Source organism: Buttiauxella noackiae (assembly GCF_000737905.1).
Classification (GTDB): domain Bacteria; phylum Pseudomonadota; class Gammaproteobacteria; order Enterobacterales; family Enterobacteriaceae; genus Buttiauxella; species Buttiauxella noackiae.
The window spans coordinates 1,169,172-1,194,872 of record NZ_JPRU01000001.1; the positions used below are offsets into that span (position 1 = coordinate 1,169,172).

Here is a 25,701-nt window from a genome sequence, read left to right on the forward strand (position 1 = left end):
AACGTTCTGTGAGTTAAGAGTGCCAGTGTGAAAGGGGTGCAGCAAGAGGGGATTAGTTGAGATGTATAAAGGGCCCGCAAGCGAGCCCTTTATTAAAACGACTTAGACCTTTTTAAAGATCAACGAGCCGTTTGTACCACCAAACCCGAAGGAGTTACACAGGGTGTACTCCATTCCTTTTACCTGACGTGCAACATGTGGAACAAAGTCCAAATCGCAACCTTCATCAGGATTATCGAGGTTAATCGTTGGTGGAACGACCTGGTCGCGCAATGCAAGAACGGAGTAGATTGACTCTACTGCTCCAGCAGCACCCAACAGGTGGCCGGTCATAGACTTGGTAGAGCTCACCAGAACACGGTACGCATCTTCACCAAAAATAGTCTTAACCGCTTGTGTTTCAGCTTTATCGCCAGCTGGCGTAGAGGTGCCATGCGCATTGACATAACCCACCATGCCCGGAGTAATACCTGCATCACGCAGAGCATTTTCCATAGCTAGTGCAGCCCCCGCCCCTGTTTCTGGCGGAGAAGTCATATGGTAAGCATCGCTGCTCATACCAAAACCAACGACTTCTGCATAGATTTTCGCGCCACGTTTCTTAGCATGTTCGTACTCTTCGAGTACCATCATGCCCGCACCATCACCCAACACAAAACCATCACGGTCTTTATCCCACGGACGGCTTGCCGCTTGTGGGTTGTCATTACGGGTAGAAAGTGCACGTGCGGCACCAAAGCCACCCACGCCCAACGGAGTACTGGCTTTTTCCGCACCACCTGCCAGCATAGCGTCTGCATCGCCATAAGCGATGATACGCGCTGCCTGACCGATGTTATGCACACCAGAAGTACACGCTGTAGCGATGGAAATGCTTGGACCACGTAGGCCGAACATAATGGTCAGATGACCTGCCACCATATTCACAATAGTAGACGGCACAAAGAATGGGCTGATCTTACGTGGACCACCGTTGACCAACGAGGAGTGGTTCTCTTCGATAAGACCCAGACCACCGATACCAGAACCAATTGCGGCGCCGATACGGATTGCATTCTCTTCCGTTACTTCCAGACCAGAATCCAGCATGGCCTGGTGGCCAGCAACAATTCCATATTGAATGAAGGCATCCATTTTGCGCTGTTCTTTGCGCGAAATGATGTCATCACAGTTAAAATCCTTTACTAAGCCAGCAAATTTCGTTGCATAGGCGGTAGTATCGAAATGGTCGATTAGGCTGATGCCACTCTGACCGGCAAGGAGAGCTTTCCAGGTAGACTCTACGGTATTGCCGACAGGAGACAACATGCCCAGTCCGGTCACAACTACACGACGCTTAGACACGTTTGTCCTCCAGGGAGGGAAAAAATAGGACTTGTGGGACACTTAGATAAAACTCAGGCGGTCGAATGACCGCCTGGAGATGTTCACTTACGCTTGGTGACCGTTGATATAATCAATGGCAGCCTGAACGGTGGTGATTTTCTCAGCTTCTTCGTCCGGAATCTCAGTATCAAACTCTTCTTCCAGAGCCATTACCAGCTCAACGGTGTCAAGAGAATCAGCGCCCAGGTCCTCTACGAAGGAAGCGGAGTTGATAACTTCTTCCTGCTTAACGCCCAGTTGTTCGCCGATAATTTTCTTAACGCGTTCTTCGATAGTGCTCATACTCTTAAATTTCCTATCAAAACTCGCTTTCGCGATGGTTTTCGTAGTGTATAAAATGTTGAAAAAGATGCAACTAAATCCCGGCAGGTCATACCACGATTTTACGCTATTTTGCGGGCATTCGCCCAAATAACGCAAATAGTTTTATCTTGCGGTTAAACCATATACATTCCGCCATTGACGTGCAGGGTCTCACCAGAGATGTAACCCGCCTCGTCAGAGGCTAAAAATGCAACAGCACTGGCGATTTCTTTTGCGTCGCCTAAACGACCCGCTGGAACTTCCGCCAGTATACCCGCGCGCTGTTCATCAGAAAGCGCACGTGTCATGTCCGTTTCAATAAAGCCCGGAGCAACAACGTTTACAGTAATACCTCGTGACGCAACTTCACGTGCCAGAGACTTACTGAAACCAATCAGACCCGCTTTCGCCGCAGCGTAGTTAGCCTGACCAGCATTTCCCATGGTACCAACCACAGAACCAATAGTGATAATACGACCATGACGCTTTTTCATCATAGCGCGCATTACCGCTTTTGACAGACGGAAAACTGATGACAGATTGGTTTCGATGATATCGTTCCATTCGTCATCTTTCATGCGCATTAACAGGTTATCACGAGTGATACCGGCATTATTAACCAGAATGTCGACTTCGCCAAATTCTGCGCGAATATTTCCTAAAACAGCTTCAATTGAAGCCGGATCGGTCACATTCAGCATATAACCTTTGCCGTTATCACCCAGATAATCACTGATCGCCTGCGCACCGCTTTCGCTAGTAGCAGTACCGATAACTTTCGCACCACGGGCCACTAAGGTTTCCGCGATTGCGCGGCCAATACCGCGGCTTGCGCCGGTTACCAGCGCAATTTTTCCTTCAAAACTCATGGTTTTCCTCGTCTTATTGCTCGAGCGCTGCTGACATCGCTACCGGCTCGTTAATGGCCGATGCAGTCAGTGTGTCAACAATACGTTTTGTCAGGCCAGTCAATACCTTACCAGGCCCTACTTCCAGCAACTGGGTCACACCCTGCGCTGCCATAAATTCTACTGATTTAGTCCACTGTACCGGGCTATAGAGCTGGCGTACCAGAGCACTACGAATAGCTTCAGGAGAGGTTTCACATTTCACGTCAACGTTGTTCACTACCGGAACAACTGGAGCATTGAAAGTAATATCTTCCAGCGCAACAGCTAGTTTATCAGCTGCGGGTTTCATCAATGCACAGTGAGATGGCACGCTAACAGGCAGTGGCAGAGCACGTTTTGCACCGGCGGCTTTACAAGCTGCACCTGCACGTTCTACGGCGTCTTTGTTACCCGCAATCACAACCTGGCCTGGTGAGTTAAAATTCACCGGAGAAACCACTTCGCCCTGGGCTGCTTCTTCACAGGCTTTTGCAATAGACGCATCATCAAGACCGATAATGGCATACATGGCGCCTGTACCCGCTGGGACCGCTTCTTGCATCAATTTGCCGCGTAATTCAACCAGACGGACTGCATCTGCGAAACCAATGACGCCGGCACAAACCAGAGCAGAGTACTCGCCCAGGCTGTGTCCTGCCATCATTGCAGGGGTTTTGCCACCCTGCTGCTCCCAGACACGCCACAATGCGACAGAGGCTGCCAGCAAAGCTGGCTGAGTTTGCCAGGTTTTGTTCAGTTCTTCAGCCGGACCTTGTTGGGTCAGCGCCCACAAATCATAGCCCAGCACATCAGAAGCTTCACGGAAGGTTGCTTCAACGACAGGGTTTGATGCCGCGATGTCTGCCAGCATACCTACAGCTTGCGAACCTTGTCCCGGAAAAACAAAAGCAAATTGAGTCATGGTTAAATCCCTAATAATCAAAAACGAACCAGTGCTGAACCCCAGGTAAAGCCGCCACCGAAGGCTTCGAGCAATACCAACTGGCCACGTTGAATCCGCCCGTCGCGTACCGCTTCATCCAGCGCTGCCGGAACAGACGCGGCTGAGGTATTACCGTGACGATCGAGGGTAACGACGACATTATCAAGTGACATACCGAGTTTTTTCGCAGTCGCGCTGATAATGCGCAGGTTAGCCTGATGCGGAACCAACCAATCAAGATCGGAACGATCCAGATTGTTCGCCTCAAGGGTTTCATCAACAATGTGCGCAAGCTCTGTAACCGCGACTTTAAAGACTTCATTACCGGCCATCGACAGATGAATCGAATTTTCGGGATTCACGCGATCGACATTCGGTAACGTCAGCAGTTCACCATAGCTACCGTCAGCATGCAGGTGGGTTGAAATGATACCAGGCTCTTCAGAAGCACTCAGTACAACCGCCCCCGCACCATCACCAAAAATAATAATTGTGCCGCGATCGGTAGGATCGCAAGTACGTGCCAGCACATCAGAACCAATAACCAGCGCATGTTTTACTGCACCGGACTTCACATATTGGTCTGCCACGCTCAGAGCGTAGGTAAAACCTGCGCAAGCGGCTGCAACATCAAACGCAGGGCAGCCTTTGATCCCTAACATTGCCTGAACCTGGCAGGCAGCACTTGGGAAAGCGTGAGTTGAAGAAGTTGTGGCAACGATAATCAGCCCAATTTCAGACTTATCGATTTCTGCCATTTCAAGCGCACGCGTAGCCGCAGCAAAAGCCATTGTTGCAACGGTTTCATCTGGTCCAGCAATTCGACGTTCACGAATACCTGTGCGGGTGACAATCCACTCGTCAGAAGTATCCACCATTTTTTCCAGGTCGGCGTTGGTACGCACGTGTTCTGGCAGATAGCTACCAGTACCAATAATCTTCGTATGCATGTACGTCAGTCACTCTTGGGTAATACAGATTCCAGGCGGGCAGCAATCCGTGTAGGGACTTGCCGCACCACCGCCTGCACTGCCTGTTCTATCGCGACAACAAACGCTCGCTGATTGGCCGCTCCGTGACTCTTAATCACTGTGCCGCGCAATCCTAACAGACAGGCGCCATTATACTGGTCGGGGTTGAGGTGACTGAATCGCCTTGTCAGGCTTTTTTGTAACCAATGCTTCAATATAATTAGCCACCACGACCTTTTTTTCCCTTCGCCCTGCGATTTCAAAAGCGAGAGGAACATCCTTGCAACCCCTTCCATCGTCTTGAGGGTGACGTTACCGACAAAACCATCGCACACCAACACGTCGGTTTTTCCCGTCAACAACTCGTTAGCTTCAAGATAACCAATATAGTTGATAGAAGGCATTGTTTTTAATAAAGCTGAAGCATCACGAATGCTATCGAGACCTTTCGTCTCTTCTTCGCCGATATTCAGCAATGCGACACGTGGAGAGTTGATGCTGAGGAGTTCCTCAGCCATCACTGAACCCATTATCGCAAATTGGACCAGCATATTACTGTCACAATCCACATTCGCGCCAAGATCCAGCACGACTGTTTTGCCTTTTTGCTGATGCGGCAACACCGTCATCAACGCCGGACGCTCAATCCCTTCAATTGGTTTGAGCAATAATTTGGCAAGCCCCATCAGAGCACCGGTATTTCCTGCACTGACGCAAGCTTCTGCACGACCTTCTTTTACTAACTCAAGCGCCACTCGCATTGAGGATCCGCGACTATTTCGGATCGCATGCGAGGGCCTTGCATCACTGGCAATAACCGACTCCGCAGGAACTATCTGCGCACGTGAGCGTTTTTCAAAATCAGCTTTGGCAAGTAATGGCGTGATGGCGTCGGGGTCGCCGACTAATAGAAGGTTTAGCTGAGAGTTAGAGTCCAGTGCCTGCAATGCTGCAGGCACTGTCACGGAAGGACCGAAGTCCCCACCCATGGCATCTAACGCAAGGGTTAGACGTCTCAAGGTATCGCCAATTACTTAGCGATAACCTTGCGACCGCGGTAGAAACCGTCGGCGGTGATGTGGTGACGCAGATGAGTTTCGCCAGAAACTTTGTCCACGGACACTGCTGCTGTGGTCAGCGCGTCATGGGAACGACGCATGCCACGTTTAGAACGGGTTGGTTTATTCTGTTGTACGGCCATGGACCTTACTCCTTAATTACTTATGCTTTAAACTGGCTAATACGGCAAATGGGTTTGGTTTCTCCGCCTCGGAAGGCAGTTTGCCAAATACCATGTCCGCCTCGGACACTTCACAGTGTTCAGAATCATGCACCGGAACAACTGGCAAGGAGAGGATAATTTCATCTTCCACCAACGCCAGAAGATCGATTTCACCAAATTCGTTGACCTGAACTGGTTCATATCCTTCCGGGAGTGCTTCAGCCTGCTCGTCTTTGACGATCGGACTAAAACAATACTGCGTGTAAACCTGATGGGCAAACGGCTTTCCGCAACGCTGACACGCCAATGTTACCGAAACCTTCGCATCACCAGTAAGAACGGCAAGGCGTTGGTTATCGATGGCAAATGACATATCGCATTCCACATCACTGTCTACACTGACTACAAACTCGGCGACACGCTCTACCTGAATAGGGGTGTAAACACCCGTGTAATCAAGGCGTTTTTGAGCCGTACGAACCGGATCGAGAGTCAGGGGTAATTTTACTTTTTGCATAGGGCGCGCATATTAACTTTGTAACGTCATAGAGTCAAAGAAAAAGCCTGTAAACAGTGCCTTTTCTACTTATTCGCACACATTGCGGTGGCATAGTTTAAAATGCCTTTTCTCGGATCGCTATCATTAATGAAAAAAATATGACGCAAATTGTTCTGGCCTCAACTTCGCCATACCGTCGAGAGCTGCTTGAAAAGCTCGGTATGCCCTTTATCACCGCAGCACCATTGGTCGATGAAACGCCAATTCCCGGTGAGGATGCCCGCCAACTCGTCATGCGCCTTGCGCAAGCCAAAGCACAGGCGTTAAGTATGCAGTATCCAAATCATCTGATTATCGGTTCAGATCAAGTCTGCGTTTTAGATGGGAAAATCGTCGGTAAGCCGCACACAGAAGAAAAAGCAGTCGAACAATTGCTGATTGCGCGTAACAGTATTGTTACTTTTTATACCGGCCTGGCACTTTATAATTCCGCTGCAGGAAATTTACAGGTGATTTGCGAGCCCTTTGATGTGCATTTTCGTCATTTGAGTGAACAAGAAATCCGCCATTACGTACATAAAGAGCAACCTTTACAGTGTGCAGGAAGCTTTAAAAGTGAAGGACTGGGGATCACATTATTTGAACGATTATCTGGAAAAGATCCAAATACGTTAGTTGGACTGCCGCTGATTAGCTTGTGCGAAATGCTGTGCAATGAAGGCTGTAACCCACTGTTGATATGAAAAAAAGGGTGGCAAAGCGACAGCTTGATCCACCCTTTTTTCTTTCGGCAAGTGCAATGCTTAGCCAATTGACAATAAACTAGCGTGCGTTACGCAACACGTTAAGGCAACGCTTTAGCTTCTCATCCAGCGGTGCTTCAACTCGCATAATTTCACCGGTATTAGGATGGGTGAAGCGCAAGGCCGCAGCGTGCAAGAACAAGCGATTCAGACCCGTTCCTGCGAGTTGCTTATCAAACTCACGATCGCCATAACGATCGTCAAACGCAATCGGATGGCCTGCGTGCAGCGTGTGCACACGAATCTGGTGAGTACGCCCGGTAATCGGACTACAACGCACAAGTGTGGCAAACTCGTAACGTTCTTCCACTTTAAAACGCGTCTCTGAAGGTTTCCCTTCACTATTTACGCGTACAATACGCTCACCGCTTTGCAAAATATTCTTCAGCAACGGAGCCTGCACTGCTTTCACATGCGATTGCCATTGGCCACGAACCAGTGCCAGGTAATCCTTCTGCATTCCTTTTTCACGCAGTTGTTCGTGCAGCGAACGTAATGCAGAGCGTTTCTTCGCAACCAGCAAAATACCGGAAGTATCACGGTCCAGACGGTGAACCAGTTCGAGGAAACGCGCTTCAGGGCGTAACGCACGTAAACCTTCAATTACACCAAAGCTTAAACCAGAGCCGCCGTGAACTGCAGTACCCGATGGCTTATTTAACACCAGAATGTGGTCGTCTTCATAGAGAATCGCATCAGTCAATGCTGCCACTTTTTGCAGATGCGGGGAAACCGCCTCTTCTTCACGTTCAGCAACGCGAACTGGTGGAATACGGATTTCGTCTCCATCCTGAATTTTATATTCAGGCTTGATGCGTTTTTTATTCACGCGCACTTCGCCTTTACGCAAAATGCGATAAATCATACTTTTCGGTACGCCTTTTAAGCGCGAGAGCAAAAAGTTATCGATACGCTGCCCTGCTTCGTCGGACGAAATGGCAACGATTTGTACTGAAGGAGTCTGAGTTTTCATGGTCGGCGATTCTAAATAGCGTGCGCGCATAGCGCCACTCATTTTTATGTGCTTAACTGAGAAATTGCCTGGTTTTAAGTCGCCTGACTCTCCTTTTTCAAATTTCTGCGACACGCAGCGAAAAAGTGAGTTAAAAAACTGTAAGAAACGAGGCATCAAAGGCAAAAGTCATCTTGCTATAATAAGGTTAGCAATGGAATAATGTTGCGGTTTTCCGTGTTGATACTTGTTAGAACAAGGAATTTTGCGGAATTACCAGTTTTGCCTGAATGTTCATCCACGCAGCAATGGCGTAAGACGTATTGCACTTTCAGGCAGTTAGCGGGCTGCGGGTTGCAGCCTGACCGGTAAAATGGAATCAACTCTTAAGAAATTTTCTAAGGTTATTCCCACGATAATTGCGCTGTATTTCCGTATGAAATACAGGCTACCGACACTTTGCGCCTCTCAGCAAGCGACAACCGTGAGGTTGGCGACTTAATGCGTTTAGTCACGAGGCCATCGGTTCACTCCCGGTCAGCGTCACCATGCCCGTAGCTCTGTCACCAATGTAAGAATAATGAGTAAGTTACGATGAAAAGAATGCTAATAAACGCGACTCAGCAAGAAGAGTTGCGTGTCGCCCTTGTAGATGGGCAACGCCTGTACGACCTGGATATTGAAAGTCCTGGACACGAACAGAAAAAAGCCAACATCTATAAAGGCAAAATCACCCGTATTGAACCTAGTCTGGAAGCGGCATTTGTAGATTACGGCGCGGAACGTCATGGTTTCCTTCCTCTTAAAGAAATTGCCCGCGAATATTTCCCGTCTAATTATTCATCACATGGTCGTCCAAACATTAAAGATGTTTTGCGCGAAGGCCAGGAAGTGATTGTCCAGATTGATAAAGAAGAACGTGGTAATAAAGGCGCAGCCTTAACCACCTTTATTAGCCTGGCAGGTAGCTATTTGGTACTGATGCCTAATAACCCACGTGCTGGTGGTATTTCCCGCCGCATTGAAGGTGACGATCGTACCGAACTGAAAGAAGCCCTGTCTTCCCTTGAACTGCCAGATGGCATGGGTCTGATTGTACGTACTGCTGGCGTGGGTAAATCCGCCGAAGCACTGCAATGGGATTTAAGTTTCCGTCTGAAGCATTGGGAAGCCATTCAGAAAGCGGCAGAAAATCGCCCGGCTCCATTCCTTATCCATCAGGAAAGCAACGTGATCGTCCGTGCTTTCCGTGATTATCTACGTCAGGACATCGGTGAAATTCTTATCGATAACCCGAAAGTGCTCGAACTGGCTCGCCAGCATATCGGTGCTTTGGGTCGCCCTGATTTCAGCAGCAAAATTAAGCTCTACACCGGTGAAATCCCGCTGTTTAGCCACTATCAGATTGAATCGCAGATTGAATCCGCTTTCCAGCGTGAAGTTCGCCTGCCTTCCGGCGGTTCGATTGTTATTGACTCCACCGAAGCATTAACCGCCATCGACATCAACTCCGCGCGCGCAACTCGTGGTGGTGATATTGAAGAAACGGCATTCAATACCAACCTTGAAGCAGCTGATGAAATCGCACGCCAACTGCGTTTGCGTGACCTCGGTGGCCTGATTGTTATCGACTTCATCGATATGACGCCTGTGCGCCACCAGCGCGCGGTAGAAAACCGTCTGCGCGAAGCTGTACGCCAGGACCGTGCTCGTATCCAGATTAGCCATATCTCACGCTTTGGCCTGCTGGAAATGTCCCGTCAGCGTCTCTCCCCTTCTCTGGGCGAGTCCAGCCACCACGTCTGCCCGCGTTGTAGCGGAACAGGTACGGTACGTGACAACGAATCCATGGCACTCTCCATTCTGCGTCTGATTGAAGAAGAAGCGCTGAAAGAGAACACCCAGGAAGTTCACGCGATTGTTCCTGTACCCATTGCCTCTTACCTGCTGAACGAAAAACGTGATGCTGTGAGCGCGATTGAAACCCGTCAGGGTGGTGTGAAAGCTATCATCGTTCCTAACGATCAGATGGAAACGCCACACTATTCCGTACTGCGCGTACGTAAAGGCGAAGAAAGCAAAACTCTGAGCTACATGCTGCCGAAGCGGTATGAAGAAGAGATGGCTGTGCCGTCTGAAGAAGAGTACGCCGAGCGTAAACGCCCAGAACAACCTGCACTGGCAACCTTCGTGATGCCTGACGTGCCGCCAGCTCCAGCTGAGTCAGCCCCTGCAGCAACCACGGTGCAAACCCCAGTTACCAAACCAGTAACTGCGAAAGTAGCAACAACAGAGCAACCTGGCTTGCTTAGCCGCTTCTTCAGTGCGCTGAAAAACCTGTTCGCAGGTGAACCAACACCTGAAAGCAAAGAAGTTCAGGAAGTTAAACCTGCTGAGACTGAAGGCCAACGTCAAAACCAGGATCGCCGTAATAACCGTCGCCAGAATAACCGTCGTGACCGTAACGACCGTGGCGATCGCAACAATCGCGATCGTGATAATCGTGGCGAAGGCCGTGGTGAAAACCGCAGCGAAAGTCGTGACAACCGTGAGCCGCGTGAAAACCGCGATCGCGACGATAACCGCCGTAATCGCCGTCAGGGTCAGCAGCAAAATAGTGAAGTGCGTGAAAACCGCCCAACAGTTGCTGAAGAAGTTGAGAAGCCAAAAGCACGCGACGAGCAGCAACCACGTCGTGAGCGCAACCGTCGTCGTAGCGATGATAAACGCCAGGCGCAGCAAGAAGTTAAAGTTCTGCAACGTGATGAAACTGTAGACGTTGATGTCGAAACTGAGCAGGAAGAACGCGTCCAGGTTATGCCTCGTCGTAAACAGCGTCAGTTGAACCAGAAAGTTCGCTTCGAATCTGCTCAAGATTCTGCTGTTCAAGCTGTGGCAACGCCTGAAATCACTGAAACAGTCGCAGCACCAGCTACCCATACTGAGCTTGCAACTATTCCGTTACCGGCCGTTATCGAGAAGCCTGTTGTTGAACAAGAAGACAACAACGATTCACGTAACGACTCTAATGGTATGCCGCGCCGTTCTCGCCGCTCTCCACGCCATTTACGTGTTAGTGGCCAGCGCCGTCGTCGCTACCGTGACGAGCGTTACCCAACACAGTCACCAATGCCGTTGACCGTAGCATGTGCTTCTCCTGAACTGGCCTCTGGTAAAGCCTGGATTAGTTATCCGGTTGCCCGTTCGCAGGAAGATGGCCAGTTCGACAATAATGTTGAACGTACCCCGGTCTTCGTCTCGCACGAGCAAGAAGTTCCAGAAGCGATCATTTCACAACCGGTTGTTCAGGAAGTTGCTGCTCAAGCGCAACATGTGGTTGAAATTGCACAAGTTGAAACAGCGCACGTTGAAGCGGCACCTGTAGAAGCTGCAAAAGTGGAAACCACGCATCCGGAAGTGATTGCCACGTCAGTGAACGAACAACCGCATCTGATTGCAGCTCAGGACGACGTTGTCGCAGAGCAAGTGATTGATGAAGTTGCGCCGGTTCAGGATCATGTGGTTGTAGAGACACAGCAGCAGCAAGCAGCTGAAATTGCTGAGAGTGCACCAGTTGTGGTTGAAGAGACTGCACCAGTTGCTCCAGTAGAAGAAGCTCAGCCTGTTGAAGTGACTGAAGAAACTGTGCCAGCGGTTGAAACTGTTGTCGAAGCACAACCTGAAGTGAAAGCTGTAGAGCCAGCTCCACAAGTTGTTGCTCCAGCTGTTGCTCCGATTGTGGCTCATGTTACTAAACATGCCACTGCGCCAATGACAAAAGCACCAGCTCCTGAATACACCCCTGAATCACCACGTCAAAGTGATTGGGTACGCCCAACTTATGACTTCAGTGGTCGTGGTTCTGCCGGTGGCAGCAGCGCAACTCACCAGGCAGCAGCACCAGCAACACGCCCGAAAAGCACTGACTAATCGCTAAGCGTTGCTAAAAAGCCGACCAGGAAACTGGTCGGCTTTTTTATTTCTGTTGACCCGTCCTGAATAGCGTTGACACGTTCCTGACTTAAATCCGGAGAACGTGATGATGACTGAGTTCAAACGCACCCAACGTGATTATCCTCTATCCTTTAAAATAGCCGTTGTTGAGCAGGTTGAAAAAGGCGAGATGACCTATAAACAGGCCCAGCAGCGGTATGGCATCCAGGGGCGCTCCACCGTTCTTGTCTGGCTGCGTAAATATGGCCGGCTTGACTGGAGTCCCGGACTTCCTGACCTGGTGAAGAGGAAACGGCCTGTGGCTCAGACGACTATCCCGCTTACACCCGAACAAAGAATCAGGGAACTTGAAGAACAGCTTGAGCTGGCGAACCAGAAAGCGGAGTTTTTTGAGTCGATTATCAATGTCCTGAAAAATGATTACGGGGTGAGTGTCGTAAAAAAGCGGCACGGCAAGTCCTCGCGCAAAGTCCGGCCCCCAAAATAACCGTTACGCGCGCATGCCAGTTCCTGGGGCACAGCAGACAGGCGTGGTATCAGGACAACACAAGGCGCAGAAAACGCCAGGAACAACATGCCCGGGTTCTTGCGTTTGTTACCCGCGTCAGGTGTCGTCAGCCGCGAATCGGTACGCGTAAACTGCACTATCTGCTGAACACTCAGGCCGATAACATGCTGAATATAGGACGAGACCGTCTGTTTAACCTGCTGAATGAATACCGGCTCCTGGTGCCAGTGAAACGGGCGTATCACAAAACCACCAACAGCCACCATCGCTTTTACCGGCATCCTAATTTGCTGAAACCCGGCCCGGGACAGGTTACCGCCCTTGAGCCAGAGCAGGTCTGGGTTGCCGACATTACGTACCTTCCACTGCTCAGTGGCACAGCTTATCTGAGTCTGGTCACAGATGCCTGCTCCAGAAAAATCATGGGTTATCATGTCGGGGAAAACCTGCAGACAGAAAATGTGGTAAAAGCGTTCAGACAGGCTCTGAGGCGAAGAAAAACGACGGAGCCCCTGGTTCATCACTCTGACAGAGGACTGCAATACTGCTCAGCGCTTTATCAGTCAGTCCATGAGAAAAACGGGATAACCTGTTCAATGACCGATGGTTATGACTGCTACCAGAATGCGCTGGCTGAGCGAATAAACGGGATCCTGAAAAATGAGTTTTTACTCTCGCGTCCTGCAGACCTGGCGCAGGCCCGGGAAATGGTAAAAGAATCTGTGGCGATTTATAACCATGAGCGGCCACACCAGGCCCTGAAATACAAAACGCCCGATGATGTTCATCAGGCGTTTTACAGACAGAAAACTGTCAACTTATATCAGGACTAGTCATGTGTGTAAGCTGTTAGATGCCGCGCCCCTAACCCTTCCTACAAAAGCACTTTGTCTATTCACAGGCAAATTCGCTGCAGCACCCCCCATTTTTAGGCAAAAAAAAGCCCACTTCGGGGTGCAGAAGTGGGCATATAAAGCGTGCCCAGTTTCATGGCACGCCCAAAGTGGTAAAACTTATTTGTTTAGCTGGAACAAGGACATCCCTTGCATATCACTGAAGGCTTTATAAGAGGCCTGTAGAGCTGCCTGCTGCATCACATAAGAAGATATTGCTGAGTTCCAGTCCACATCAACCAAATCACTCATTTGTTGAGCCTGGCCCAATGCGCGATCGCTACCTAACTCATCAAGCTTATCCAGCTCGTTCAGCTGCGTACCGAGTTCTGCACGAACAGTCAGCACGTTGTTGAGGGAGTTTTTCAATCCACGGTTGGTTTTATCAATTGCCGCGTCCAGATCAGCCTTCTGAGTTTCATCCAGGCCTTCCGTCGGTGTTCTCAGCGTCGCAATAGCTGAATCAAGCATATTGAAAAGACTCTTCTCAGACGTGCCAGCACCCGGTTCAGGCACAGCATTGCTGGTCAGTGACTCAAAAATCTCCGAGCCCAGATGCCCTACGGTCATGGTGCGAGAGGCGTCTACAGATTGCACAACCGCAGTATCACCACCACCATATGTAATCTTCCCGGCAACATCACTAAACGGTGCAGAATCCGTTTTGTAGCCGGCAAAAATATAGCGTCCGTTGCCATCGGTACTATTGGCAAGGTTTAATATCTGATTGCGAATACCTTCCAGATCGGTCGCCAGCGATGCGCGGTCATCATCGCTTAATGTTCCGTTACCGGCATAAACGATTTTTTCTTGTGCTGACTGGATAGCTGTTGTCACCTGCCCCAACACGTTTTCTTCCAGCGAAATCTTTTGGGTCGCAAAGGTGCGCGCCAACGCATACTGGCTGTTTTGTGCCTGAGCCTGAGACAACACCACAGCCTGTGATGCTGCAATCGGATCGTCAGAAGGTTTAGTGACGCGCTTACCGGTCGACATCTGCTCGCCATAACGCAACCACTCACTTTGCGAGTTGGTTATGCCACGCATGTTCTGTTGGTACATCATTGCGGTACTGATACGCATACGCCAGATTCCTTAATTAACGGATGGACAGTAACGCATCAAACAGAGTTGATGCCGTCTGTAGTACCTGGGCATTGGCCAGGTAATATTGTTGGAAACGCTGCAAGTTACCGTACTCTTCGTCGAGATTGACGCCAGAGATAGACTGCTGTTGGTTACTCAACTGCGTGACCACGTTATTTTGTGTGGTGCTGGTGACTTTCAGCGTACTGGTTTTGTTACCGACATCGCTCACAAGACTTGCATACGCATCGTTAAACGATTTGTTGCCGTTAACGAGTTTGCCGCTTTGTAAATCCAGCATTGCCTGGGCATTACGGTTATCGCTTGCGCCACCGCTGGTATTTCCGGTGCCACCATTAGGATCACCTGCCAGGGCCAGCTTACTTTCGTCGGTAATCAGTACACCCATGTTCACAACAGCGTCAGAAACAGGTTTAACTATGAAGCTGTCATTTTTGCTCGGCGCCGTTCCACTAATATCAAGTTTCAGGCCGTCGAAGCTCATGCTTTTGCCATCAGTGGAGAGTGCTGCTTCGAATTGTTTATTATCCGCCAGGCGTGTGACTTGCCACGCCTTTCCGTCATAGGTCACTTTGTAGTCGCTTGCCTGCACTTCCGAGCTGTTCGTCATGCTTACTTTAAGCGAGGTATCTTTAGCGACATTGTTGGCATTTCCCCACGCCGTCGGCCCGCCGATTGCAAAGAAATCGCCGCCTTTATCACCATTAGCATCAACCCCTTTGCCATGTTGTTGATTTATCGCATCGGCAAATGTCAGAGCCAGTTGCCCCAGGCGGTTGCGAGCGCTATCCAGATCCTGAGAACGGAAGGTCAACATGCCACCCAGCGTGCCACTGTTCAGCTGGTTTTCCGGGATTTCCTTAGTACCAGAAACAGGGTCAACATATGCAACAGTGGTGCGTGAAGGGTCTGCACTGGAAGAAACTGCCGCCAATTTATTGGCTTTATCACCCTGTACCAGAGATAAACCGTTCGCGATGGAGACGTTATAAGTGCCGCCATCCTGAACACTGACTTCAACGCCGACAATTTGGTTTAACTCGCTAACCAGCTGATCACGTTGATCGAGGAGATCGTTAGGTGCGGCACCCGCGCCCACACCCGTCAGACGCGAAATCTGGTTATTCAGATTGGCAATTTGACTGGCGTAGTTATTGATTTGCTCCACGCTGCTCTGGATGGCGGTATTCACCTGCTTATCCTGATCGCGCAGATACTGATCGGTCACCTTAAACTGGTTCACCAGGCCGCTGGCATTACCGAGCAATGCCTGGCGTGCCGCTGGATCTTCGGAGTTGCTTACCAGAGTCTGCAAGCCGCTAAAAAAGCTCTGCATGGTTGTAGCGAGAGTATTTGTCGTGCCAGACAGAATATTGTCAATTTTAGACATCTGCTGGTACTGAGTATTCAGACCACTGCTTTGCGTTTGTGCCGCACGCAGTTGGTTAGTGATGAACGCATCATATTCACGTTGCACACCGCTGACCTGTACGCCATTACCAATCCAGCCACCTGCGCCAAGCGTACTTTGCGACTGCGACAACACGGTAGTCTGGCGGGTATAGCCTGTGACGTTATAGTTAGAAATGTTGTTACTGACAGTATTCAGTGCCGCCTGGGCAGCACCCAGGCCACTCATGGCACTGTTAATCAGGCTACTGGACATGAAATTTCCTTAGCGCGTTAATCACGGTTCCTGTCGATGAGTATCGGCAGTTCCCTGCAATACTTGAGAGATTAATGACAGGTTTAAAACAAGTTTGAGAGATCATTGCTATACGCTTTCGCCACTTTCTCACCCATCGCCTTCATCTGCTGAATCATGCCCGTAAGCTTACGGGCATAGTTCGGATCGGTGGCGTAACCGGCATTTTGCAATGCCTGTGCACCCTGTTCAGCGGTATTAGCATTAGTGACGGCGGCATATCGCGGGTTGCGCGTCAGCAAGCCGACATAATCAGAAAGCGCTTCGAGGTAAGAGCTATAGACGCGGAATTTGGCTTTCACCTTTTTAGCTTCACCGTTTTCATACTCGGTAGTGGTGATTTCCGTCGTCGGGCCCTTCCAACTTCCCGACGCCTTCACACCAAACAAGTTAAAACTCGGTTCGCCTTTTTCAGTGAGGATTTGCCGCTGACCCCACCCTGACTCCAGCGCAGCTTGCGCCAGAATCAAGTGATGAGGAATACCGCTCTGTTCGCTCGCAAGTCTTGCAGGCAATGAAAGTTGCGCCAGAAAGTCCTTGCTATCCCCTGTTAGCGGCTCTTCATTAGAAGGGGCTTTAGGAATAGCCTGGCGCACCATTTGCGTTAACGCCTGGTTCTGGAAACTGGTCACGGTTTGCAGATCAAACTTCATCGGCACTTTGCCAGCATCTTCCGATGGGTCGGCATTGCCGCCCATTTGCTCCACCATCATATCGGCCAGCCCAAGCCCTTTGGCACTGAGCTGCTGCGCGATTTGCTGGTCGTAGATGCTGGTGTACATGCGCGTTTGTTCACTGCTAAACAAACCATCTTTTGGCAGTGCCTCACGCATGCTTTTCAGCATCATCTGCACGAACATCCCCTCCACCTGGCGGGCAACCGATTTCATGTTGCCCTTTGGATCTTGCCCGGTTTTCGCTTTTAGCTGGTTAAGAGAGTTAGCATCCCATGCAGCATTCGCCAGTGACTGGGTATCGTTAAGCATCAGATGATTTCCACTTTGGCACGTAGACAGCCGGCGGTTTGCATCGATTGTAAAATCGACATCAATTCCATTGGTGATGCGCCTAATGTGTTAAGCGCACGCACCACATTATTTAAATTGGCACTGGCATTAACACGTTGTAGAGCACCACCATTTTGACGCAGATCGATTTGCGTTTGCGGCGTCACCACTGTTTGACCGCCACCAAATGGCGTATCTGGCTGGCTTACCTGAGCTGAGCGATTAACCGTCACAGACAAGTTACCTTGCGCAACCGCACAAGTGTCGAGTGTCACTTCCTGGTTCATCACCACCGAGCCGGTGCGTGAGTTGATAATCACTTTCGCATCCTGCGCAGGCATGTTGACTTCCAGGTTCTGAATATCGGCCAACAAACGCACTTGCGAGCTATTGCCGCTTGGCACACGAATCTGAATGGTGCGCGCATCTAACGCAGAGGCACTACCAAAACCACGTGAGCGGTTGATGGTGTCCGTTATCTGCTGCGCAAGAGTGAAATCATCGTTGTTAAGTTGCAGACTAATTATATTCCCGGAGCCAAAAGTGCCCGGTAACTCACGTTCGATAACCGCACCGTTAGTGATACGGCCGCCGTTAAGCTGGTTAACCTGAACACTGCTGCCGCCCGCGGAAGCCCCGGCACCACCCACCAGAATGTTACCCTGTGCGAGCGCATAAACCTGGTTATCAACACCTTTCATCGGCGTCATCAGCAAAGTGCCTCCACGCAGACTTTTGGCGTTACCCATGGATGAAACCACCACATCAATATTCTGGCCAGAGCGTGCAAATGCCGGGTATTTTGCCGTCACCATGACCGCTGCGACGTTTTTAAGCTGCATGTTGGTGCCTGCCGGAACGGTGATCCCCAACTGCGAAAGCATGTTATTGAGTGTCTGGGTAGTGAACGGTGTTTGTGTGGTTTGGTCGCCTGTGCCATCAAGCCCGACCACCAGACCGTAACCAATCAGGGAGTTTTCACGCACGCCCTGAATCGTGGTCAGATCGCGGATGCGGTCAGCCTGTGCGAGAGTTGCCACCAGCATCAGCAATCCGAATAAATATTTGGTCATGAGTTTCCTCGCTTACATCGGCGATAAATTAAGGAAGAAGCGTTGCAACCAACCCATATTCTGCGCTTCGTTGATATAGCCGTTACCGACATATTCGATACGTGCATCCGCCACTTGCGTAGACGGCACGGTATTGGAGCCGCTAATAGTGCGAGGATTCACCACGCCGGAGAAACGAATAAATTCGGTGCCCTGGTTAATGGCTATCTGTTTTTCACCCACGACGTGCAGGTTGCCGTTTGCCAGCACCTGATCCACCGTCACGGTTAAGGTTCCGCTAAAGGTGTTACTGGCGTTTGCCCCACCTTTACCGTTGAAACTGTTGCCGCCAGAGGCATCCACTGACGCACGATCGTTGCCGAATAGCCCCTCGAGATAACGAGGCGTTACGTCAAAGCCAAAGTTGGTTTTGCCATCACGGCTGGCATTAGCCGACGAGCTTTTGCTGGCACTGACATTTTCCTGGAGCTGAATAGTCAAGGTATCGCCGACATTCCTTGGACGGCGGTCTTCGAACAAAGGCTGATACCCATAGTTCACCGGTTGCACCGTCTGGAAAATTGAACCATTGACGAGAGGCGCAGGGCCTGGCACTGGCTGGGCCGTTGTCGCCCCTTCCACCAGCGGTTTAGTTGGTATCAGCGCGCAGCCCGTTGAGGCGAGCACCAGACACATCACGATAGGACGGAGAACCATTGGGTTTTGCATTGCTTTCATCTTCAGGTCATTCAGATAAAGACAGCCGGTGCAAACTGCACACCGGCAAACGCCTTACAGTTGCGTCAGTTTTTGCAGCATCTGATCGGTGGTAGAAACGGCTTTACTGTTGATTTCGTAAGCGCGCTGAACCTGGATCATATTCACCAGCTCTTCTGCGACGTTCACGTTAGAGGTTTCAACGTAACCCTGATACAGCAGCCCGGCGCCATTAAGCCCCGGAGTACTTTCATTAGGCGTTCCGGATGACTGGGTTTCGGCATACAAGTTTTCACCCAGGCTTTCCAGACCCGTGTCATTCATAAAGGTGGTCAAGTTAATCTGGCCTACCTGTACGGGTTGCGCCTGACCCTGCTGAGTCACACTCACGATGCCGTCACGTCCAACGGTAATCGTCAGGGCGTTAGCAGGAATGGTGATTGCAGGCTGAACCTGGAAACCACCCGCCGTCACCAGTTGACCGTTTTGATCAACCTGGAATGAACCATCGCGCGTGTAGGCACTGGTGCCATCCGGTAATTGCACCTGGAAGAAACCCTGACCTTTGATAGCCACATCTTTACTGTTGTTAGTCTGCGACAGGTTGCCCTGGCTGTGCAGACGCTCAGTGGCGACCGGGCGCACGCCCGTACCAATCTGCAAACCTGACGGCAACGTGGTTTGCTCAGATGATTGGGCTCCAGGCTGGCGAATGGTTTGGTAAAGCAGATCTTCAAACACAGCACGCTGACGCTTAAAACCGTTAGTGGAGACGTTTGCCAGGTTGTTGGCAATCACATCCATGTTGGTTTGCTGGGCATCAAGACCGGTTTTGGCAATCCATAAAGAACTGATCATTTTGAATTCCTGTTAGAGATTGTGTTTCGTAGGTCGGATAAGCGAAACGTCATCCGACAACCGTGGTGCAAGTGGTGGATGGCGTTTACCGCTTATCCACCCTACAAACCCCGGCTATCAACTCATCGACAGCAGTTGGTTGGCCCGTTGCTCGTTTTCATCCACGCTCGAAATAATCTTCATCTGCATTTCAAAACGACGGGCGTTGGAAATCATGTCAGCCATGGCTTCAACCGGTTTAACGTTACTGCCTTCCAGCACACCAGGCATCAAAGAGATGCTGGCATCGGCTTGTAAAGTCGCACCACGCGTGGCTTGGGCTGCGGGGCTCAAACGGAAAAACCCATCATCACCACGCACAACTTCTGTCCCGCTCGCTTTCACCAGTTTCAAACGGCCAATCGGAGCCACCGTGTTAGGCTGGTCACCCGCGTTAAGTGCAGAAATGGTGCCATCAGCCGCGATAGTTAGCTGTGCGCCTTGAGGAACGGCAATCGGGCCACCTTCTCCCATCACCGGTTGCCCGCCGATGGTCAGTTGCCCGGCAGGACTTACCTGCATATTGCCGTTACGGGTATAAGCTTCTGTACCATCAGCACTTTGTACCGCCAGCCAGCCATCTTGTTGCAGGGCAACATCCAGCGGGCGTTGGGTGTAATCAAGCTGACCCTGGGACATATCAGCGCCAGGCGTTGACGCGGTCACCAGCGTACGCGTTGGCAAAGAAAGCCCTTCCACCGGAACGGCGCGCAAAGCAGTAAGTTGTGCACGAAAGCCGGGAGTTGAAGCATTCGCCAGGTTGCTGGCCGTCACCGCTTGTTGATTGAGCGTCTGACTGGCCGCGCCCATGGCGGTATAAATCGCGTGATCCATTAAGCTTCCCCGTCAGTGCTTAGCGCAGGTTAACCAGGGTGTTAAGTATCTGGTCCTGAGTTTTGATGGTCTGCGCGTTAGACTGGTAGTTGCGCTGTGCAACAATCATATTGACCAGTTCTTTACTCAGATCGACGTTTGAAGCCTCCAGCGCACCGTTAGTTAGCGTACCGAAGTTACCTGAACCCGCCGTACCCAACAGCGCAACGCCCGAAGCATTCGTTGCTGCCCAGACGTTGTTACCCTCAGAGGACAAGCCTTCCGGGTTAGCAAAGTTGGACAACACAATCTGCCCCAGCAATTGGGTTTGTTCGTTGGAGTAGTTACCAACTACAGTGCCATCTTCATTGATCTGATAACTCACCAAATCGCCTGGCTTATAGCCATTCTGATTCGCGGCAACGATGTTGTTGGAGCCGGTGTTTTGCTGCATGGAATTCAAGAAGCTCAGGCTGAATCTTGCAGGCGTTGCACCATTAATGGCCTCAGTCTCAAAATTGCTACTAGTACCGCTGGTTAAGACACCACTACTGCTGAACTCCAGAGGTGTCCCTTTTTGAATTGGGCTGCCCGCAACGCTGCTGTCCTGGGTATAAACATCCCAGGTATTTGCTGTAGAAGACTTCACAAAGAAGACGTTCATATCATGGGAGTTACCCTGGCTGTCATAGACAGTGATAGAACCTTTTTTGTTGTAACTTTCTGAATCCGCAGGGTCAAAAGTCGTTTTGGTAGGCACCTTATCTGTGGAGTTCAGGTTAATCTGCATCGAGGCTGTGGTAGTGATTTTCGCAGCCATCAGAGTATTAGGAATTGAAAGCCCTACTGGGTTTGCCCCTTCCTGAATCGTTGGTGGTGTGCCGGTTGCCGGATAACCCGTCAATTGCATACCCTGCATGTTCACCAGGTTGCGGTTTTGATCCAGTTTGAACTGACCGTTGCGGCTGTAATAGACCGAACCGTTAGTGTCCACCATACGGAAAAAACCATTCTGGCTAATCGCCACATCCAGGCCACGCCCGGTGTTAGTCGTAGTACCGTCGCCAAAGTCCTGCGTGATGCCTGCGACTTTAACGCCCAGACCCACTTTAGAACCTGCAAACATATCAGCGAAAGATACGCTGCCGGACTTAAAGCCATAGGTGGCGGAGTTGGCAATGTTGTTACCAATCACGTCCAGGTTGGTGGCCGCAGCATTCAGGCCGCTGACCGCTTGAGAAAAGGCCATGTCTTACTCCTGCAAAGGGTTATAGGCTTAAATAATCTGCCTGATGTCGTCGAGAGTGGAGGTGCCGTAAGTACCGAGGTCGAGCAAGGTCTTGCCATTACTGAGTGTCACACCGTTGACCATCGCAAAATTTAGCGGCTGAGCAACCAGCTGTGTCCCACCATTTGTGGCATTGATAGCGACGTTATAAGCACCGTCTGGTGCGGTCGTGCCATCCGTCATCGTGCCATCCCAGGTAAAGGTATGGACACCTGCGCTTAGGCCACCAATATCGAGCGTACGTACCACTTTGCCGGTGTTATCGGTGATCGTTGCGGTCACTTTATCGGCGGCTTGTTGCAGCTCGACACCAAACGGAGTGGTGGCCTCGCTGCCTGCCAGAATTTTAGTACCGGGGATCATTACGCCATGACCAATCAGGGCGCTGGCCTGAACTGACTGGTTATTGGTTAACTGACCTGACACTGAACCGAGCGTGGTGTTGAGTTTTTCAATACCGCTTACCGTGCTGATTTGCGCAAGTTGTGTAGTCAGTTCGTTATTTTGCAGAGGGTTGGTCGGGTCCTGGTTTTTGAGCTGCGCAACCAGCAGCGTCAGGAAACTACTCTGAAGATCGGCAGCATTGTTCCCGGTAATACTGCTATTACCCGATAAAGTATTAACACCACTGGTCGTGGTGTCGTTCATATTAACAGCTATGCCCATCAGTCACTCCTTTACTGACCAAGAGTCAGGGTTTTCAACATCATGCTTTTCACGGTGTTGAGTACTTCCACGTTTGCCTGGTAGCTACGGGAGGCTGACATGCTGTTAACCATCTCACCTACCACATCAACATTTGGCATCCGCACGTAGCCTTTCGCATCAGCGAGCGGGTTACCCGGCTGAAATACCAGCTTATCCGGCGCCTGGCTCTCTTCAACGCCTGTCACTTTCACACCACCGGTTTCAGCACCAGGCGCTGCATCTACCTGGAAAATAACTTGTTTGGCGCGGTACGGTTGGCCATCCGGGCCAGTGACGCTATCGGCGTTAGCCAGGTTACTTGCCGCCACGTTCATACGCTTGGATTGCGCGGCCATTGCTGAACCGGCAATATCAAAAATATTCAGTAAAGCCATCTATTAGCCACCTTGTTGCAGCACAGACATCATGCCCTTGATTTGGCCGCCGAGAACCGTGAGGTCTGACTGGTATTTCAGGCTGTTGTCGGCAAATTGTGTACGTTCGCGGTCCATATCGACGGTGTTACCATCCATTGATGGTTGGTCAGGAATGCGGTAGAGGAGATCAAGCGAAGGTGTTGAATGTGTCGACGCCGGAATATGGCGCGCGGAGGTGAGCGCAAGCGAGACACCGCTGCCTTCAACACGTCCTCTGTCCATCACTTTTTTCATTTCACTGGCAAAATCAATATCGCGAGCCTGATAGCCTGGGGTATCGGCATTGGCGATATTTGCTGCCAGAATTTCCTGACGCTGGGCGCGCAAATTTATCGCTTCTTGCTGAAATCGCAGTGCGGCATCCAGTTTGTCTAGCATGTTCCCTCCGCATAATTAGGATTTGTCCGACAGCTTAAAGCCCCTTACGCGTGCGTTATCGTTGGAATAGACACAAAATGGGTCGCTATTTGTCGCCTTGATCAATTCCGTGTGCGGTTAAAATCACTGCAACCTGAACAAGGAGAAGCGTCATGAACGGTCTGAAAACCTGGAGCACGATTGCACTTTTACTGGCATGCCCATCGGCATTCGCCAGTATGCTGGATGCACCTTTGAGCCAGTTTTTTCAGCAACGTCTGGCCAGCATTAGCGATGAAGTATCGGTAAAAGTGAAAACTCCCGATGCACAATTACCCTCCTGCCCGCTTCCCGAATTTTCAATGCCGGGTAATAGCCGCCTGTGGGGAACTGTGAGCGTGTTAGCCCAATGTGGTAATGACAAACGCTTTATTCAGGCGCAAGTGCAAGCTATTGGAAATTACGTCGTTGCAGCCCAGGCACTACCACGTGGCAGTGTCATTAATGAAAGTCAGGTACAACTTAAACGCGGGAGATTAGATCAACTCCCTCCGCGTACCATGTTGGATATCCGCCAGGCAAACGATGCGGTAACACTGCGCGACATCGCACCAAATCAGCCAATAATGCTGTCGATGGTGCGCCAGTCATGGCGAGTCAAAGCCGGACAACGAGTCCAGGTTGTGGCTGCAGGTGAAGGTTTTAGTGTGAATAGCGAAGGCAAAGCACTGAACAATGCCGCTGTCGCACAGAATGCACGTGTACGAATGGATTCGGGTCAGATTGTGAGCGGAACAGTCGACGTTGATGGGAATATTCTGATTAACTTATAATATTCTGCTGGCGATTAAGAAGGGTATAAAGGTTCTGCGGCGACTGCCGATAGTGTGTTAACAGATGATAGATATTGGCAGGCTCAAATGCTGCGAGCCACCTCGATGAGGATAGAATAATGAGCATTGATCGCACGTCTCCTTTGAAACCGGTAAGTACCGTACAACCACGTGAAACATCAGAAGCTCCGATTCAAAAGAGCCGCCTGGAAAAAAGTACCACGCCAAACAGCACCAACGTGACACTCAGTGACGCGCAAGCTAAGTTAATTCAGCCAGGCAGCGGTGATATTAATATGGAACGCGTTGAAGCACTCAAAACTGCGATCCGCAACGGTGAGCTTAAAATGGATACCGGCAAAATCGCCGATGCATTAATCCAGGAAGCTCAAAGCTATATCTCGAGTAAATAATTGCATGAATCGTCTGTTAGAAGTGATGGATCAAATGACTGTGGTGCTCAACTCTCTTAAGGAGGTGATGGACGCCGAACAGCAACAACTATCCGCAGGCCATGTGAATGGCAGTGCGTTGCAGCGCATTACTGAAGATAAAAGCTCGCTACTTGCGACGCTCGATTATCTCGAACAGCTTCGCCGTGATGCACAGAAAGCTGAAAATACCAGCAGCACGGATGTTAGCCAGCGTTGGCAGACGATTACGCAGAAAACGCAGCACTTACGTGATATCAACCAGCATAACGGTTGGTTATTAGAGGATCAGTTAGCGCGTAATGAACAAGCGCTGGCGGTACTCAAGCCGCATCAGGAACCGAATCTCTACGGGGCCGATGGGCAAGCGACGACGGTTAGTCGTGGTGGGAAGAAAATAACGATTTAATACCAGAAAGAATAAGGGCGGTTTCAAAGCACCGCCCTGGTAATGCGTTAAAGACCCTTCAGAATCTTCATCGTCGCTTCAACATCAATTTCATCTTCAGAGAAAATCAACGTCGAGCCCTGGAAAGTGGTGACAGCCAGTTTCTTCAGCGTGCGCATTTCACCCGGTTTTGGGTCAGCTTTCGGACGAATGCTGTTCATCAGAGCGCCTACAGACAACACCGCATTCTCTTTATCAATCCTGGTTTCGGCAGGGACTTCTTCGCTGTAAACCAGGAAGGATTTAATCGCTGTGATTTTAATGCGCTCGCCTGCGATATAAATGTACTTGCTGTCAGGCTCGACTTTGACCGCAAACGCCGACAGGCCTTTGTTGTTGGTCGTTGGTTCGAAAGTAACTGACGCATCGTTCTTAATCAATTCAGGGTTGGCGACCTTAATCACATGAAAATAACGATTGTCACCGTTTTCATCTTTGATAAAACCGAAACCTTTATCTTCAAACCAAGTTGTGATTGTCCCGTGCATCGCTATTACCGCCTAATTAATCGTTCAATAAGTCAAATTTTGCAGCGCGCAGTTTAATGCAGAATGCGCGTGCCGACTATGCCTTTGGCATGCGTCGACACGATAAATTG

27 protein-coding genes are annotated in these 25,701 nt (G+C 50.3%); 6 read left to right on the top strand and 21 right to left on the bottom strand.

Annotated elements, in window-relative coordinates; all coding sequences use genetic code 11:
• Positions 1-102 precede the first annotated feature (102 nt).
• From fabF to yceD, 8 genes are all read right to left on the bottom strand, one after another.
• Positions 103-1,344 (bottom strand): beta-ketoacyl-ACP synthase II, encoded by a 1,242-nt coding sequence (gene fabF, locus IX31_RS05350; RefSeq protein WP_034456158.1) that lies wholly within the window; start codon positions 1,342-1,344, stop codon positions 103-105.
• Positions 1,345-1,431: 87 nt separating this feature from the next.
• Positions 1,432-1,668 (bottom strand): acyl carrier protein, encoded by a 237-nt coding sequence (gene acpP, locus IX31_RS05355; RefSeq protein ID WP_034456161.1) that lies wholly within the window; start codon positions 1,666-1,668, stop codon positions 1,432-1,434.
• A gap of 155 nt (positions 1,669-1,823) precedes the next feature.
• A complete protein-coding gene (gene fabG, locus IX31_RS05360; RefSeq protein WP_034456162.1) occupies positions 1,824-2,558 on the bottom strand; it encodes a 3-oxoacyl-ACP reductase FabG in 735 nt (244 codons plus the stop codon).
• A 13-nt stretch (positions 2,559-2,571) separates the two neighbouring features.
• Complete coding sequence (gene fabD, locus IX31_RS05365) at positions 2,572-3,501, bottom strand: ACP S-malonyltransferase (protein ID WP_034456163.1); 930 nt, start codon at positions 3,499-3,501, stop codon at positions 2,572-2,574.
• A gap of 17 nt (positions 3,502-3,518) precedes the next feature.
• The gene (locus IX31_RS05370) at positions 3,519-4,472 is read right to left on the bottom strand and encodes a beta-ketoacyl-ACP synthase III (protein WP_034456165.1); all 954 of its coding nucleotides are present in this window, start codon (positions 4,470-4,472) and stop codon (positions 3,519-3,521) included.
• Positions 4,473-4,477: 5 nt separating this feature from the next.
• Positions 4,478-5,512 carry a phosphate acyltransferase PlsX gene (plsX, locus tag IX31_RS05375; RefSeq protein WP_122973987.1) on the bottom strand — a complete coding sequence of 345 codons (1,035 nt, stop codon included), beginning with the start codon at positions 5,510-5,512 and terminating at the stop codon, positions 4,478-4,480.
• A gap of 11 nt (positions 5,513-5,523) precedes the next feature.
• Positions 5,524-5,694, bottom strand: a complete 171-nt coding sequence (gene rpmF / locus IX31_RS05380; protein WP_034456167.1) for a 50S ribosomal protein L32 — start codon at positions 5,692-5,694, stop codon at positions 5,524-5,526.
• A 16-nt stretch (positions 5,695-5,710) separates the two neighbouring features.
• The gene (yceD, locus tag IX31_RS05385; protein ID WP_034456169.1) at positions 5,711-6,232 is read right to left on the bottom strand and encodes a 23S rRNA accumulation protein YceD; all 522 of its coding nucleotides are present in this window, start codon (positions 6,230-6,232) and stop codon (positions 5,711-5,713) included.
• Between the two features lie 140 nt (positions 6,233-6,372).
• Between yceD and IX31_RS05390 the strand changes: the two genes are divergently transcribed.
• Entirely contained in the window at positions 6,373-6,957 is a 585-nt protein-coding gene (locus tag IX31_RS05390; RefSeq protein WP_034456171.1) for a Maf family protein, read from the top strand.
• A gap of 79 nt (positions 6,958-7,036) precedes the next feature.
• On the opposite strand, the gene rluC is transcribed toward IX31_RS05390, so the two are convergent.
• Entirely contained in the window at positions 7,037-7,990 is a 954-nt protein-coding gene (rluC, locus tag IX31_RS05395) for a 23S rRNA pseudouridine(955/2504/2580) synthase RluC (RefSeq protein ID WP_198528555.1), read from the bottom strand.
• A 573-nt stretch (positions 7,991-8,563) separates the two neighbouring features.
• Between rluC and rne the strand changes: the two genes are divergently transcribed.
• Together rne and IX31_RS22770 are read left to right on the top strand one after the other, a co-directional pair.
• Positions 8,564-11,899 carry a ribonuclease E gene (gene rne / locus IX31_RS05400; RefSeq protein WP_034456172.1) on the top strand — a complete coding sequence of 1,112 codons (3,336 nt, stop codon included), beginning with the start codon at positions 8,564-8,566 and terminating at the stop codon, positions 11,897-11,899.
• Between the two features lie 109 nt (positions 11,900-12,008).
• Positions 12,009-13,264, top strand: a protein-coding gene (locus IX31_RS22770; protein ID WP_122973988.1) for an IS3 family transposase whose coding sequence is annotated in 2 segments (ribosomal slippage) — positions 12,009-12,360 and positions 12,360-13,264 — 1,257 coding nt in all. Because the reading frame shifts where the segments join, the coding sequence is not laid out codon by codon here.
• 180 nt (positions 13,265-13,444) lie between these two features.
• On the opposite strand, the gene flgL is transcribed toward IX31_RS22770, so the two are convergent.
• The 11 genes from flgL to flgB all read right to left on the bottom strand — a co-directional run bounded on the left by flgL (position 13,445) and on the right by flgB (position 23,412).
• Positions 13,445-14,407, bottom strand: coding sequence for a flagellar hook-associated protein FlgL (flgL, locus tag IX31_RS05415; RefSeq protein ID WP_034456175.1), 963 nt, complete (start codon positions 14,405-14,407; stop codon positions 13,445-13,447).
• A gap of 16 nt (positions 14,408-14,423) precedes the next feature.
• Positions 14,424-16,097: a flagellar hook-associated protein FlgK gene (flgK, locus tag IX31_RS05420; RefSeq protein ID WP_034456177.1), complete on the bottom strand. Its 1,674-nt coding sequence runs from the start codon at positions 16,095-16,097 to the stop codon at positions 14,424-14,426.
• An 83-nt stretch (positions 16,098-16,180) separates the two neighbouring features.
• Positions 16,181-17,122: a flagellar assembly peptidoglycan hydrolase FlgJ gene (flgJ, locus tag IX31_RS05425; protein ID WP_034456178.1), complete on the bottom strand. Its 942-nt coding sequence runs from the start codon at positions 17,120-17,122 to the stop codon at positions 16,181-16,183.
• Positions 17,122-18,216: a flagellar basal body P-ring protein FlgI gene (locus tag IX31_RS05430; protein WP_034456180.1), complete on the bottom strand. Its 1,095-nt coding sequence runs from the start codon at positions 18,214-18,216 to the stop codon at positions 17,122-17,124. The genes flgJ and IX31_RS05430 overlap by 1 nt, the downstream gene beginning before the upstream one ends.
• 12 nt (positions 18,217-18,228) lie before the next feature.
• Positions 18,229-18,924, bottom strand: coding sequence for a flagellar basal body L-ring protein FlgH (locus tag IX31_RS05435; RefSeq protein WP_122974002.1), 696 nt, complete (start codon positions 18,922-18,924; stop codon positions 18,229-18,231).
• Positions 18,925-18,987: 63 nt separating this feature from the next.
• Positions 18,988-19,770, bottom strand: a complete 783-nt coding sequence (gene flgG, locus IX31_RS05440; RefSeq protein ID WP_034456182.1) for a flagellar basal-body rod protein FlgG — start codon at positions 19,768-19,770, stop codon at positions 18,988-18,990.
• Positions 19,771-19,887: 117 nt separating this feature from the next.
• A complete protein-coding gene (locus IX31_RS05445) occupies positions 19,888-20,643 on the bottom strand; it encodes a flagellar basal body rod protein FlgF (RefSeq protein ID WP_034456183.1) in 756 nt (251 codons plus the stop codon).
• A 19-nt stretch (positions 20,644-20,662) separates the two neighbouring features.
• Positions 20,663-21,871 (bottom strand): flagellar hook protein FlgE, encoded by a 1,209-nt coding sequence (gene flgE, locus IX31_RS05450; protein WP_034456184.1) that lies wholly within the window; start codon positions 21,869-21,871, stop codon positions 20,663-20,665.
• Positions 21,872-21,898: 27 nt separating this feature from the next.
• A complete protein-coding gene (flgD, locus tag IX31_RS05455) occupies positions 21,899-22,576 on the bottom strand; it encodes a flagellar hook assembly protein FlgD (protein ID WP_034456185.1) in 678 nt (225 codons plus the stop codon).
• Between the two features lie 11 nt (positions 22,577-22,587).
• Complete coding sequence (gene flgC, locus IX31_RS05460; protein WP_034456187.1) at positions 22,588-22,992, bottom strand: flagellar basal body rod protein FlgC; 405 nt, start codon at positions 22,990-22,992, stop codon at positions 22,588-22,590.
• 3 nt (positions 22,993-22,995) lie between these two features.
• Positions 22,996-23,412 (bottom strand): flagellar basal body rod protein FlgB, encoded by a 417-nt coding sequence (gene flgB / locus IX31_RS05465; RefSeq protein WP_034456188.1) that lies wholly within the window; start codon positions 23,410-23,412, stop codon positions 22,996-22,998.
• A 152-nt stretch (positions 23,413-23,564) separates the two neighbouring features.
• On the opposite strand from flgB, the gene flgA reads away from it, so the two are divergent.
• From flgA to flgN, 3 genes are all read left to right on the top strand, one after another.
• On the top strand, positions 23,565-24,224 hold the full coding sequence (gene flgA, locus IX31_RS05470; protein ID WP_034456190.1) for a flagellar basal body P-ring formation chaperone FlgA: 660 nt from the start codon (positions 23,565-23,567) through the stop codon (positions 24,222-24,224).
• Positions 24,225-24,343: 119 nt separating this feature from the next.
• A complete protein-coding gene (flgM, locus tag IX31_RS05475) occupies positions 24,344-24,637 on the top strand; it encodes a flagellar biosynthesis anti-sigma factor FlgM (protein ID WP_034456191.1) in 294 nt (97 codons plus the stop codon).
• A gap of 4 nt (positions 24,638-24,641) precedes the next feature.
• Positions 24,642-25,064: a flagella biosynthesis chaperone FlgN gene (gene flgN, locus IX31_RS05480; protein ID WP_034456193.1), complete on the top strand. Its 423-nt coding sequence runs from the start codon at positions 24,642-24,644 to the stop codon at positions 25,062-25,064.
• 47 nt (positions 25,065-25,111) lie between these two features.
• Here the strand turns inward: flgN and IX31_RS05485 are convergent, their stop codons facing one another.
• Complete coding sequence (locus IX31_RS05485; protein ID WP_034456194.1) at positions 25,112-25,597, bottom strand: cold-shock protein; 486 nt, start codon at positions 25,595-25,597, stop codon at positions 25,112-25,114.
• Positions 25,598-25,701: the final 104 nt, after the last annotated feature.